At 62.7% G+C, this 12,413-nt stretch carries 11 protein-coding genes and 1 tRNA gene; 9 read left to right on the forward strand and 3 right to left on the reverse strand.

Features of this window, described 5'->3' with window-relative positions:
• Positions 1–8 precede the first annotated feature (8 nt).
• Entirely contained in the window at positions 9–830 is an 822-nt protein-coding gene (mutM, locus tag G474_RS0113040; RefSeq protein WP_026687366.1) for a bifunctional DNA-formamidopyrimidine glycosylase/DNA-(apurinic or apyrimidinic site) lyase, read from the reverse strand.
• A 93-nt stretch (positions 831–923) separates the two neighbouring features.
• Between mutM and G474_RS0113045 the strand changes: the two genes are divergently transcribed.
• The 9 genes from G474_RS0113045 to G474_RS0113085 all read left to right on the forward strand — a co-directional run bounded on the left by G474_RS0113045 (position 924) and on the right by G474_RS0113085 (position 9,166).
• Positions 924–2,648 (forward strand): tetratricopeptide repeat protein, encoded by a 1,725-nt coding sequence (locus tag G474_RS0113045; RefSeq protein WP_026687367.1) that lies wholly within the window; start codon positions 924–926, stop codon positions 2,646–2,648.
• On the forward strand, positions 2,645–3,256 hold the full coding sequence (locus G474_RS20755; protein ID WP_051282279.1) for an outer membrane lipoprotein LolB: 612 nt from the start codon (positions 2,645–2,647) through the stop codon (positions 3,254–3,256). Before G474_RS0113045 ends, G474_RS20755 begins: the two co-directional genes overlap by 4 nt.
• A complete protein-coding gene (ispE, locus tag G474_RS0113055) occupies positions 3,253–4,119 on the forward strand; it encodes a 4-(cytidine 5'-diphospho)-2-C-methyl-D-erythritol kinase (protein WP_026687368.1) in 867 nt (288 codons plus the stop codon). The genes G474_RS20755 and ispE overlap by 4 nt, the downstream gene beginning before the upstream one ends.
• Before the next feature lie 86 nt (positions 4,120–4,205).
• Positions 4,206–4,282 (forward strand) — tRNA-Gln (locus tag G474_RS0113060).
• A gap of 74 nt (positions 4,283–4,356) precedes the next feature.
• Positions 4,357–5,307, forward strand: a complete 951-nt coding sequence (locus tag G474_RS0113065; protein ID WP_026687369.1) for a ribose-phosphate pyrophosphokinase — start codon at positions 4,357–4,359, stop codon at positions 5,305–5,307.
• A gap of 52 nt (positions 5,308–5,359) precedes the next feature.
• Positions 5,360–5,962 (forward strand): 50S ribosomal protein L25/general stress protein Ctc, encoded by a 603-nt coding sequence (locus tag G474_RS0113070; protein WP_026687370.1) that lies wholly within the window; start codon positions 5,360–5,362, stop codon positions 5,960–5,962.
• A gap of 94 nt (positions 5,963–6,056) precedes the next feature.
• Positions 6,057–6,647, forward strand: coding sequence for an aminoacyl-tRNA hydrolase (pth, locus tag G474_RS0113075; protein WP_026687371.1), 591 nt, complete (start codon positions 6,057–6,059; stop codon positions 6,645–6,647).
• Between the two features lie 24 nt (positions 6,648–6,671).
• Positions 6,672–7,763: a redox-regulated ATPase YchF gene (gene ychF, locus G474_RS0113080; protein WP_026687372.1), complete on the forward strand. Its 1,092-nt coding sequence runs from the start codon at positions 6,672–6,674 to the stop codon at positions 7,761–7,763.
• 218 nt (positions 7,764–7,981) lie between these two features.
• Entirely contained in the window at positions 7,982–9,166 is a 1,185-nt protein-coding gene (locus G474_RS0113085) for a tyrosine-type recombinase/integrase (RefSeq protein WP_026687373.1), read from the forward strand.
• Between the two features lie 27 nt (positions 9,167–9,193).
• Here the strand turns inward: G474_RS0113085 and G474_RS0113090 are convergent, their stop codons facing one another.
• Both G474_RS0113090 and G474_RS0113095 read right to left on the reverse strand, forming a co-directional pair.
• The gene (locus G474_RS0113090) at positions 9,194–10,303 is read right to left on the reverse strand and encodes a hypothetical protein (protein WP_043464371.1); all 1,110 of its coding nucleotides are present in this window, start codon (positions 10,301–10,303) and stop codon (positions 9,194–9,196) included.
• A 241-nt stretch (positions 10,304–10,544) separates the two neighbouring features.
• A complete protein-coding gene (locus G474_RS0113095; protein ID WP_026687375.1) occupies positions 10,545–12,380 on the reverse strand; it encodes a DUF262 domain-containing protein in 1,836 nt (611 codons plus the stop codon).
• Positions 12,381–12,413: the final 33 nt, after the last annotated feature.

Consider the following 12,413-nt stretch of genomic DNA (forward strand, 5'->3'; position numbering starts at 1 on the left):
CGGAGGTTTCAGCGCTGGCAGCCGGGGCAGTAGAAGCTGGAACGGCCGGCCTGGCGCACCTGACGGATGGTGCCGCCGCAGCGGGGGCAGGTCTGGCCGGCCCGGTCATAGACGACGCAGCGGAGCTGGAAACTGCCGGCGCCCCCGTCGCTATGGACATAGTCGCGCACGCTGCTGCCCCCCGAGGCGATGGCGTCGCTCAGGGTCTGGCGGATGGCCTCCACCAGCCGGGCCAAGCGGGCGGCGCTGATGCGTCCCGCCGGGCGCAGGGGGGAGATGCCGGCCCGGAACAGGCTCTCTGCCGCATAGATGTTGCCGACCCCCACCAGGGTGTGGGCATCCATGATGAGCTGCTTGACGGGCTGGCTGCGATCCCGGGCCCGGGCCGCCAGCCAGGCGGGGGTGAACGCCGCCGAGAGGGGCTCCAGGCCCAGGGAGGCCAGCAGGGGATGCTGCTCCGGATCGTCGCCTTCCTGCCAGACGGCCAGGCCGAAGCGGCGTGGGTCCCGGAGGCGCATCACCGTGTGCGGGAAGGCCAGGTCCAGGTGGTCGTGGCGGCCGGGCGGGGTGCCCGGCACCACCAGGCGCAGGCTGCCCGACATGCCCAGGTGCAGGATCAGCCAGCCCCCTGCCTCGGGGAAGTGGAACAGCAGGTACTTGCCCCGGCGCCGGATGGCTGCCAGGGTCCGGCCTTCCAGGCGGCTGGCCAGGTCGGCCGGGATGGGCAGGCGCAGGTCGGCCCTGCGGGTCACGACAGTGGCAAGGCGGTGGCCTTCCAGGTGCGGCGCCAGGCCCAGGCGGCTCACTTCCACTTCCGGCAATTCGGGCATCGGCTTGTGACTCCAGGAAAAGCGCAATAACATGCGCCGTTGGCCCGATTTTACCGGCTTCGTGCCGGTGTTTACCTGTACTGGACGTAACCCATGTCATCCAAGTTGCTGGCTTCCCTGATTTCCATGGCCCTGTTCCTGCCCCTGGGGGCTGCCCAGGCGGCGCCGCCTTCCAGCGAGGCGGCCGCGGCGGCGCGCCTGGTCCGGGCTGGGGAGACGGAGGGGCTTACCGGGCAGGTGGTATTCCAGCTGCTGCTGGGCGAGGTGGCCCTGCAGCGGGGCCAGCTGGAACTGGCTCTGAGCGCTTACCGGGATCTGGCCCTGCGTACCCGGGATGCGGGCGTGGTGCGCCGGGCCGCCGAGCTGGCCGGCGCCGCCCAGCAGTACGGGGTGGCCCTGGAAATGGTGCGTCTGTGGCTGGAGCTGGAGCCCGAGTCCCAGTCCGCCCGCCAGATGCAGGCCGGGCTGCTGGTGCTGGCCGGGCGCCTCGATGAACTGGATGGTCCGGTGGCGGAAATGCTGGCAGCGGAGCCGGACAACCTGGGCACCAACTTCCTCAGCCTCAACCGGCTGCTGGCCCGCTATCCGGACAAGGCGGCGGTACAGGCCTTCGTGGAGCGCATGGCCAGCCCCTATCCGAAACTGCCCGAGGCCCGCTATGCCCTTGCCCTGGCGGCGGCCGCCGCCGGCCAGCTGGAGCGGGGCCGCGCCGAGGCCCGCCAGGCCCAGGTCCTGAAGCCCGACTGGGAGGCGCCGGTGCTGCTGGAGGCCCAGCTGATCCTGCGGGAGAAGGGCGAGCCCCGCATTGCCGAGGCGGCCCAGCTGTTGAACGACTATCTCAAGCGCCAGCCCGATTCCACGGAGGTGCGGCTGCATCTGGCCCGGGTCCTGATCGGTGCCAAGGACTACCACCAGGCCCGGGAGCAGTTCGACCAGCTGCTCCGCAAGGACCCGGACAATCCCGACGTGGTCTATCCGGTGGCCATGCTGGCCCTGCAGGAAAAGGACCTGGAAACGGCTCGCACCCAGTTCACCCGGCTCCTGGAGCTGCCCTTCCCGGACCGGGGGGCGGCCCGTTACTTCCTGGGCCAGGTGGAAGAGGCGGCCGGCAACAAGGCGGCGGCCCTGGCCCATTATGAACAGGTGCCCGGTGGTGCCCAGTACCTGCCCGCCCGGGCTCGGGCGGCCCAGCTGCTGGCCGACCAGGGGCAGCTGGATGCGGGGCTGCTCCTGCTGCGCCAGAGCAACGTCCGGGCGCCCAAGGAAAAGGTCCAGTTGGCCCAGGCGGAAGCCCAGCTGCTGCGTGAGGCCGGCCGTCATCAGGCCGCCTACGGGGCTCTGAGCGGTGCCCTGAAGGCCCAGCCGGAGCAACCGGACCTGCTCTACGACACCGCCCTGGCCGCCGAGAAGGTGGGCCGCACCCAGGAGATGGAAACCCATCTCAAGAAGCTGATCAAGCTGCAGCCGGATAATGCCCATGCCTACAATGCCCTGGGTTATTCCCTGGCGGATCGCAACCTGCGCCTCAAGGAAGCCCATGAGCTGATCGCCCGGGCCGTGAGCCTGGCTCCTGCCGATCCTTTCATCATGGACAGCATGGGCTGGGTGTTGTACCGCCAGGGCAAGCTGGCTGAGTCCCTGGCCACCCTGGAAAAGGCCTACGGCATCAAGGCTGATCCGGAGATCGCCGCCCACCTGGGCGAAGTGTTGTGGAAGCTGGGGCGCCGGGACGAGGCCCGGGCCCTGTGGCAGAAGGCGGTGGCCGCCGCGCCGGACAATGAGGCTTTGCAGGCCACCCTGAAGAAATTCCAGCCATGAACTCCCGCCGTCAGCTGCTCTGGAGCCTGCTCACGGCGGGCTTCCTGTCCGCCTGTGCGGTGCCGCCGGCCCGGGTGGGCGAAGGGCTGGCCCAGCAGGCCAGCGCCGGGGGCGTGGCTTCTTTCGATCTGAGCGCCCGTTTCAGCCTCCAGTTCAATCCCCCTTCCGGCCAGGAGCAGCGCCAGTTTTCCGGGCGCCTGCAGTGGCAGCACGGTCCCCTGGGGGACAAGCTGCTGTTCATGGACCCCCTGGGCCAGGGCGTGGCGGAACTGCAGCGTCCTGCCCTGGGGCCGGTGCTGCTGCAGCTGGCCGATGGCACCCGGCGCGAGGCCGATGATCCGGATCAGCTCATCGGCGAGGTGCTGGGGGTGCCCCTGCCCCTGGGGGAGCTGGCGGGCTGGGTCCAGGCCATTCCCGGGCCGGGGGCCCTGATGGAGCCTGATGCCCAGGGCCGGCCCCGGCGGGTGCGGGAGTCGGGCTGGTTGCTGTTCTACCACTATGGTGACGGGGAGAGCGAGTTCAGCCGCCTGCCGGCCCGCCTGGATGCGAGCCTGGACGGGGTCTTGAAGCTGCGCCTGTCCTTCGAGGCCTGGGAGCCCCTGCCGTGAGTGCGACCGAGGAGTGGGGCTGGCACAGCGAGTGGCCGGCGCCGGCCAAGCTCAACCTGTTCCTGCATGTGGTGGGGCGCCGGCCCGATGGCTATCACCTGCTGCAGACCCTGTTCCGCTTCATCGACCGGGGCGACAGCCTGCGTTTCGAATCCCGGGACGATGATCGGGTGGTGCTGGCCCGGGCCTTGCCCGGGGTGCCGGCCGAGCAGGATCTGACGGTCCGGGCGGTGCGCCTCCTGCAAGCGGAGAGCGGCTGCCGCCGGGGCGTCACCCTGCATCTGGAAAAGCGCCTGCCCATGGGCGGCGGGCTGGGGGGCGGCAGTTCCGACGCGGCCACGGTGCTCCTGGCCCTCAACCATCTCTGGGGCCTGGGCCTGGGGCGGCTGCGTCTGCAGGCCCTGGGGCTGAGCCTGGGGGCCGATGTGCCGGTGTTCGTGCACGGCCGCAACACCTTCGCCGAGGGGGTGGGGGAGGAATTCTTCCCGGTACAGTTGCCGCCGGCCTGGTACCTGGTGCTGGTGCCGCCGGTGGCGGTGCCCACGGCGGCCATCTTCACGGCCCCGGAGCTGCGTCGGGATACGCCGCGTCTGGCTCCCGGGGATTGGCATCCCGGCCTGGGGGGCAATGACCTGGAGCCCGTGGCCTGCAGCCTGTATCCCGTCGTGGGGCAGTACCTGGGCTGGTTGCGGGAGCGGGTGGGCGAGGCGCGCAGCCGCATGAGCGGCTCCGGCGCCTGTGTCTTTGCCGAGTGCGACAGCGAGGCCGAAGCCCGGGATCTGGCGGCCCAATTGCCCGCCGCCTGGCTGGGCTGGGTGGCCCGGGGACTGGAGGCTCACCCCCTGGAAAAACTGGGGATTTAAAAAAATCTCAAAAAGCTATGGCGCATCCGGAAAAACTTTGTATAATGCGCGCCTCGCTTCTACGGGAATCCGTTCAAGCGAACAGCTGGGGAGTCGCCAAGTTGGTCAAGGCACCGGATTTTGATTCCGGCATTCGAAGGTTCGAATCCTTCTTCCCCAGCCACAGAATCCCTCGGGCAGGTACTCTACCTGCCCGAAGTCATTTTAGGCGGGTGGGCGAGCCCGCAGGGAAAGCAAATGGCTTACAACAGTCTGATGGTCTTTACCGGCAATGCCAACGCCAAGCTGGCTGCCGACGTGGCTGGTGCCCTCAACGTGGAGTTGGGGCGCGCTCATGTGGGACGCTTCTCCGATGGTGAGGTCAGCGTCGAGGTCCAGGAGCATGTGCGCGGCCGCGATGTGTTCGTGCTGCAATCCACCTGCGCCCCCACCAACGACAACCTGATGGAAATCCTGGTGATGGTGGATGCCCTGAAGCGGGCCTCCGCCGGCCGCATCACCGCTGCCATTCCCTATTTCGGCTACGCCCGCCAGGACCGCCGCCCCCGCTCCTCCCGTGTTTCCATCGCCGCCAAGCTGGTGGCCAACATGCTCATGGCCTCCGGTGTGGACCGGGTCCTGACCATGGACCTGCACGCGGAACAGATCCAGGGCTTCTTCGATATCCCGGTGGATAACATCTACGCCCTGCCCATCCTGCTCGACGACATCAAGAAGCAGTGTTACGAGAATCCCCTGGTGGTTTCTCCCGACCATGGCGGGGTGGTGCGGGCCCGTTCCCTGGCCAAGCGCCTGGAGTGCGACCTGGCCATCATCGACAAGCGCCGCCCCAAGGCCAATGTCTCCGAGGTGATGAACATCATCGGCGACGTCAAGGGCCGCACCTGCGTCATCATGGACGACATGGTGGATACCGCCGGCACCCTCTGCAAGGCGGCCACGGCCCTGAAGCAGCACGGGGCCAAGAAGGTGGTGGCCTACTGCACCCATCCGGTCCTGTCCGGCCCCGCCGTGGAGCGGGTCAACGATTCCGACCTGGATTCCCTGGTGGTCACCGATACCATTCCGCTCCAGGATCCCGCCGCTGCCTGCGGCCGTATCCGTCAGCTGTCCGTGGCCCCCATCCTGGCGGAAACCATTCGTCGCATCAGTAACGACGATTCGGTTTCCTCCTTGTTCATCGACTGATTTTTTCAACTGCCGGCCTGGTCGCGGGTCGGCATCCTTAAGTGGAGTCATCATGCAATTTGTTCTCAATGCTCAAAAGCGTACGCTGCAGGGATCGAGTGCGAGCCGCCGCCTGCGTCGTGCCGGCAAGGTTCCCGGCATCATCTACGGTGCTGGCCAGGCCCCCGAAGTGGTCGAGTTCGACCACAACCAGCTGTACCAGGGTCTGCGCAAGGAAGCTTTCCATTCTTCCGTGCTGACCATCGAAGTGGAAGGCCAGAAGCAGCAGGTCCTGCTGCGCGATTTCCAGGTGCACGCCTACCGTCCCCTGTGCCTGCACGTGGATTTCCAGCGCGTGGATGCCAACCAGAAGCTGCATCAGAAGGTGCCCCTGCACTTCGTGAACCAGGACCAGGCTCCTGGCGTCAAGCTGGGCGGCGGTCAGGTCGCCCACGTGCTGAGCGAACTGGAAATCTCCTGCCTGCCCGCCGATCTGCCCGAGTTCATCGAAGTGGACCTGAAGGACATGAAGGCCGGTGAATCCATCCACGTGTCCCAGCTGAAGCTGCCCAAGGGCGTTACCGCCGTGGTGCATGGCGACGACCAGGCCGTGGTTTCCTGCATCGCCAAGAAGGGCGGCGCCGCTGCTGCCGAAGGCGAAGAAGCAGCCGCCTGATCCTGCTGATCCAGCGCCAGGGCCGCCCACGGTTTAACCGCTGGCGGCCCTTTGTTTTAGTATCCCCTGCTGCCTGTTCTTCGAGATCCTGTTCATGACCACCCCCCGCCTGATCGTCGGCCTGGGTAATCCGGGCCCCGACTACGAAGCCACCCGCCACAACGTGGGATTCTGGTTCGTCGATCAGCTGTCCCGCCAGCTCAAGGTGAGCCTGGCGCCCCAGCCCAAGTTTTTCGGCAATGCAGGCCGGGACGGGGAGCTCTGGCTGTTGCAGCCGGCCACCTTCATGAACCGCTCCGGCCAGGCCGTGGGCGCCCTGGCCCGTTTCTACAAGATCGCGCCGGAAGAGGTGCTGGTGGTCCATGACGACCTGGACCTGCCGCCGGGAGGCATCCGCCTCAAGAAAGGCGGCGGCAACGGGGGGCATAATGGCCTGAAGGACATTCAGGCCGCCCTGGCCACCCCCGATTTCTGGCGCTTGCGCCTGGGCATCGGCCATCCCCGTACCCTGGGGCTGAACCAGCAGGTGGCGGATTTCGTCCTGCACCGCCCCCGGGCGGAAGAACAGATAGACATTGACCGGGCCCTGGAGCGCTGCCTCAAGTCCTGGCCCCAGCTGGCGGCCGGCGATTACGCCGATGCCCAGCGCCTGCTGCATGGCAACCCCCATGCTAGGGCCGTCTAGGCCCTACTTACAAGGAAAGCGAACATGAGTCTGAAATGCGGCATCGTCGGCCTACCCAACGTGGGCAAGTCCACCCTCTTCAATGCCCTGACCAAGGCGGGCATCGAAGCGGCCAACTACCCCTTCTGCACCATCGAGCCCAATGTGGGCATCGTTGAAGTGCCCGATCCCCGCATGGCGGCCCTGGCCGAGATCGTCAAACCCCAGCGCATGCAGCCGGCCATCGTCGAGTTCGTGGACATCGCCGGTCTGGTGGCCGGCGCTTCCAAGGGCGAGGGCCTGGGCAACCAGTTCCTGGCCAACATCCGGGAAACCGATGCCATCGTGAACGTGGTGCGCTGCTTCGACGATCCCAATGTGGTGCACGTCTCCGGCAAGGTGGATCCCATCGCCGACATCGAAACCATCGTCACTGAACTGGCGCTGGCCGATCTGGCCGTGGTGGAACGCACCATCAACCGGGATGTGAAGAAGGCCCGCTCCGGCGACAAGGATGCCCAGAAGCTCGTGGCCGTCCTGGAAAAGCTGCTGCCCCACCTGAACGAAGGGCGGCCGGCCCGCACGGCAGGCCTTTCCGACGAGGACAAGGCTCTGGTCAAACCCCTCTGCCTGCTCACCATCAAGCCTGCCATGTACGTGGGCAACGTCATGGAAGACGGGTTCGAGAACAATCCCCACCTGGGCCGCCTGCGCGAACATGCCGCCAAGGAAGGCGCTCCCGTGGTGGCCGTGTGCGCCAAGATCGAGGAAGAACTGGCAGATCTGGAAGACGAGGACAAGCAGGCCTTCCTGGCCGACCTGGGCCTGGAAGAGCCGGGTCTGAACCGCCTGATCCGCGCTGGCTACGACCTCCTGGGCCTGCAGACCTACTTCACCGCCGGGGTCAAGGAAGTGCGCGCCTGGACCATCCACAAGGGCGACACCGCCCCCCAGGCCGCCGGCGTCATCCACACCGATTTCGAGCGGGGCTTCATCCGCGCCCAGACCATCGCTTACGAGGACTTCATCGCCTTCAAGGGCGAACAAGGCGCCAAGGAAGCCGGCAAGATGCGCTCCGAAGGCAAGGAATATGTGGTCAAGGACGGAGATGTCCTGAACTTCCTGTTCAACGTCTGATTCGAGCAAGCCATTTCAGGCGATTGCATCTGCTTGCAGGTGCATCACTGAAAACAATGCAAAGCCCCGTAGATACGGGGCTTTTTCATTTCATCTCATTGCATGCAACGACACCTGATAGCGCTGCGCAAGTGAATACGGGCGTGTATATGGATCTTGCGCCAGGTCGATGAAGGTGTATACGATGACGCCCTGAGGATGAACAGGAGACCTTCACGATGCTGACAGACGCCCAGTGCCGAGCCGCCAAGCCTAGAGAAGGCATCTACCGCCTCAATGACTACAAGGGGCTGTACCTAGAAATCAAACCCAACGGCATCAAGGCTTGGCGCTATCGCTTCAAGCTCAATGACAAGGCCTCATGGTTCGCCCTTGGCGACTACCCCAGCGTGACGCTCGGCGAGGCGAGAGAGAAGTGCGAGGCGGCGCGGAAGCTGGTCAAGGAGGGCGTCAATCCCGTCCAGAATCGCCAGATCGAACGCATCAAGCGCGAGCAAGACTCAGCGAACACGTTCAAGGCCATCGCCAAGGAGTGGCTGAGCCTGAAGGATTGGGAGGAAGTGACCAAGAAGCGCCGGCTCGACATGCTGGAGCGCGTGGTCTTTCCGTCGATTGGCAAGCTGCCGGTACGCCAGATCACTCCGGCCCATGTCCTCGACATTCTCAACAAGACGGTCAAGCGGGGTGCCCCCACCGTAGCGGCAGAAGCCAAGCGCACCATGTCTGGTGTGTTCGAGCATGCAGTCGCGACTCTACGGGCAGACACTGACCCCGTTTGGCCGGTTCGCAAAGCGCTGCCGCCCAACAAGACGCAACACAAGCGTGCCCTCAGCGCGGAGGAAGTCGGCCAGCTGCTAAACGACTTTGATGGACATGGCGGCAACTTCCAGACCATCAAGGCCTTCCAGCTCATGTGGTTGACGCTCAGCCGCCCGAATGAATCCGTTCAAGCAGAATGGGCCGAGTTCGACCTCGAAAAGGCGCTCTGGACCATCCCAGCACGTCGGATGAAAGCGCGGCGAGAGCACATCGTTCCGCTACCGACTCAGGCGGTCGAACTTCTCAAGGCCATGCATCCGATCACGGGACACACGAAGTTCGTTTTCCCAAACCGCGATGATCGCCAGCGCCCAATGGCCGACGCAGCCCTGCGGCAGGCGCTCAAGAAGCTCGGTTGGGCAACCAAGTACAGCCCACATGGCACTCGCACCACGGGCAGCACACGGCTCAATGAAATGGGCTATCGGCCCGATGCCATCGAAGCCCAGCTTGCACATGCGGAGCCGAATAGTGTTCGGCGCACATACAACCATGCCACCTACCTCGACGAGCGGCGGGTGATGATGCAAGACTGGGCGGAAAAACTGGAAAGTTGGAAGGTGGCCGCACAGGAAAGAAATTAACTACGGATGCCCGCAGCAGCTCAGTGCTCAGATGAATTTTCGCCGTTCAGTTTCACCATTCCAGATGGTCCCATGCAGGAAAGTATCCCGCTCTTCTGGCGTAGTTAAAGGGAAGCTTGCGTATTGGGTGTGAGCCATTAGCTTCACATCTTCTGCCCATTGCTGACGCATTTCTTCCGTTTCCAGCCTTTCACCACTTAGAGCCTCCGGTCCGAACAAATCAGTAAGATCGCGTGGAGGGGCGTTTACAGTGCGGAGGCGAGAGCGGATATTAGCCGAGGCTATTTCTACCATCACTCCCGAAATGTCTTTCTGCAGCAACTGCTCCAAAACCTTAATACGTTTCCTGGCAGCGAAGTTGGTTTCCTTCAACTGCTCGTTGTAGTGCGGCTGGAAATGTCGGATCAGGGCTGCTTCAGCTAAAGCAACTTGTGCATGCCTGGAAAGCGTTAAAGCCCGCATGTTCTCCAGATGTGCTCTTTCCTCCTCCACACTTGATTGCGGATCGGCTTGAAGATCTCCTCCTGTGCTCATGAAAACTCGGCGATGTTCAAAGCGGTAGAGCAACAGCAACACTTCTGCGGCAGGCCGGTATGTCGTCGCCTCGGCGAGGATTCTCTGCAATGTTGAGTGATTGAGCAGTCGATCTAGCGCAGTTCGCCGCTGCGATCTTCCAATACCTTGCCCGACATAGACTACTTCAAGATCGCAGTCTTCGTAGCTCAGGAGCGAGTCGGCATTGGCGACCACAGCATGCGCCGGTATCTGCATCGAGCCTCGCTGTGTCTCGACAATGAGGTGTGTACCAGACGGCAAGACCCCAACGCCTCTCACGGAGTCTCCGCTACGCTGTAATGCCTTCACCAAGTCCCAGCAGAAGGGAATTTGGACCCAGCCGTTTTCTCGCCTGACTATAAAATCGCCATGGAGAATATTGTCGACAAACGACACTCGTTCTGGATGAATTAATATTCGCTCTCGGGTTGCAATGACATAGAGATTGCAGTCAGCGATGGTGTTTCTGAAATGTTGATTGTTCCTTCCGTCGTACAAGTCTGCCGGGGAAAGGGCGATAGGCTGGCTCGAATAGAGGTGTACGCTGCCTTCTGTAACGAATAGGCGCTGCGTCTCCGGCATGATGTTAATAACTCCTATACAAAATCGTCAGCCAATCGCCCTCGGAATACCCCGCCGTCAAGCTTAATAAAAATGAATTGCTGGCAAGTTATTCCGAATTGCCCTTGCGGCTACCTCTGGGGATGCGCGGCGCAATTGGTTGTGAATTTTTACGACGAGCGCAACGTCAACCGGCTGAGAAGGCCCGTCATCCGTCCAGAAAGTGCTAGGCACAAATGGCGGGACTTTTTCAGCCTTCTCATCAAACATCAATAGGCGTCGTCTTCCAAACTTCCTGCGCCAGCGCAATGAGCAGCCCGTGGCGCTTCTCGATGGACGTGGCATTCCACGCAGGAAAGGCCTCCAGCTTGGTATTGATCCTAGAAATAGATGTGTTCTGCCCGACATCGGTCAGCGCCACCAGACTTCGGGTCAGATAGTTTCCGCTCTTGCCGTACTCGGCCTGCTTGGCCGTGTAGAAGTCGTTGCCTGCGACGATGTTGATCGGCTTTTCCAGCAAGGTCAGATTGCCAAGGCGATTCTTATAGTCGTCGTATACCGCATTGGGGTTCTCGGCCGCCCACGTGACGCGAAGTTCCGCCTTCGGGTTGTCAGGCAGGATGTGCTCGATTTCAAGCTTGGTGAATGGCTCTAGACTGCCCGGCGTCTTTAGGCCGCTGAACGCCATCTCGACGTGCTGCGTTAGCCGTGCCAGCAGGTAGCGCGTACGGTACTGCTGCATCGAGTACAGGGTAAAACGCTTGAGAGCGTCGGCCAGCTCCTGCGACTTGCCCGCCATGTTCTTCTCGAAACGGTCGGCAACGAAGGCGTTGAGGTGGACCTTTTGCTTAACAGGATCACCGACCTCGGCAATTGCGCGCAGCTCGTCAGCCCATTGCGAGAAGCTGCGTTCCAGATCCTTGGTCGGCGTCTTGGTGAAGATGTAGTAGAAGAGGAAGCTCTCCAGCTGCATCACGAAGTGATCAAACAGAGGCTTAGGGAAGTTCGCTGCCGCCAGCAGCAGCACATAGTGCAAACTGAAAGCCCCACCGGCCAACCGCTTGAGGCTGTCCATAGCCAGACTCGGCTTGCCGTCGTTGCCGAGGCCATTGGCGAAGGCGAGGTAGTGGTCGACATTACGGATCACCTTCCGGACGAACTCAAACGGCTTGGCTTCGTAGTCGCACAGCGCTGCGTTTCCCTTGGCGATGAACCAGTCGTAGATCTCGTCCTCGCGCACCACTGCATCGCCACGTTCGTTCTTGATCACGTAGTTAGCCATCAGGAAGTAGCGCAGGAAACGCAGCGGTTTTTCCTTCTCCTTCTCCAGCGGCTTGGTGATCTTCTTCCACTCATCCTTGAGTTGGGTGAACTGCGCTTGCTTGACCTGCGTGAACAGCAAGTTCTTGAGCAAGTCCATCGGATTAAGGCCGACGCCGCGTTCGTTGATGGTTTCGAAAATCTTCAGCGCGCTGCTGACGTCGGTGGAAATCTGGATGAACACCACGTTATTTGCCAGATAGCCCCAATATTTTTTCAACTTGGTCGTGTCGTCGTAGTTATCCTTCAGATAGCGATACAGCGTACTGTAGGCGTTGACCAGATTTTCCAGCGAACCGAAGCTCGTGATGCCAGCGGCCTGGATGCCAGCTCGGACCGCCTGCGGCTCGGCGTCCATCTCTACCAGCTTTGCCATCACTTCGCCCGCGCTCTCGTAGCGAGGCTCCAACTTCAGGGTGGTGCACACCTCGCCGTCGCTGTCCACGTAGCTGGTCGAGATCAGCCCGGAAAGCATCTGCCGCTGTGGTTCGCCATGGAATAGATGCTTTAGCGCGCACAGTAGTAGGAAAAAGGTGGTCAGACGCTGCTGGCCGTCTATCACCTCGTAGTGGTTCTTCTGATCGGTTGGCGATACCAGCACGGTGCCAATGAAGTATTCCCGCGTCGTGCCTGCATCGATCTGCTCGCCGATGTCTTCCAGCAGCTGATGCACTTCCTTGTCCGTCCATACGTACTCGCGCTGGTAGTCCGGGACGATATAGAAGCACTCCCTGAACGCTTCCTCGATGCTGTATTTGTGGTTTTCGATGCGGGCCATATTTCTCGGCTTTCCTCTTTTCTTGTTTCAGTG

Source organism: Azovibrio restrictus DSM 23866, assembly GCF_000429665.1.
In the GTDB taxonomy this organism is placed as follows: domain Bacteria; phylum Pseudomonadota; class Gammaproteobacteria; order Burkholderiales; family Rhodocyclaceae; genus Azovibrio; species Azovibrio restrictus.

What these genes read in the sequence shown, in the direction of transcription:
- mutM (WP_026687366.1), bottom strand. Translation starts at nt 830, where the DNA reads ATGCCCGAATTGCCGGAAGTGGAAGTGAGCCGCCTGGGCCTGGCGCCG.
- G474_RS0113045 (WP_026687367.1), top strand. Translation starts at nt 924, where the DNA reads ATGTCATCCAAGTTGCTGGCTTCCCTGATTTCCATGGCCCTGTTCCTG.
- G474_RS20755 (WP_051282279.1), top strand. Translation starts at nt 2,645, where the DNA reads ATGAACTCCCGCCGTCAGCTGCTCTGGAGCCTGCTCACGGCGGGCTTC.
- G474_RS0113065 (WP_026687369.1), top strand. Translation starts at nt 4,357, where the DNA reads ATGGCTTACAACAGTCTGATGGTCTTTACCGGCAATGCCAACGCCAAG.
- G474_RS0113070 (WP_026687370.1), top strand. Translation starts at nt 5,360, where the DNA reads ATGCAATTTGTTCTCAATGCTCAAAAGCGTACGCTGCAGGGATCGAGT.
- pth (WP_026687371.1), top strand. Translation starts at nt 6,057, where the DNA reads ATGACCACCCCCCGCCTGATCGTCGGCCTGGGTAATCCGGGCCCCGAC.
- ychF (WP_026687372.1), top strand. Translation starts at nt 6,672, where the DNA reads ATGAGTCTGAAATGCGGCATCGTCGGCCTACCCAACGTGGGCAAGTCC.
- G474_RS0113085 (WP_026687373.1), top strand. Translation starts at nt 7,982, where the DNA reads ATGCTGACAGACGCCCAGTGCCGAGCCGCCAAGCCTAGAGAAGGCATC.
- G474_RS0113090 (WP_043464371.1), bottom strand. Translation starts at nt 10,303, where the DNA reads ATGCCGGAGACGCAGCGCCTATTCGTTACAGAAGGCAGCGTACACCTC.
- G474_RS0113095 (WP_026687375.1), bottom strand. Translation starts at nt 12,380, where the DNA reads ATGGCCCGCATCGAAAACCACAAATACAGCATCGAGGAAGCGTTCAGG.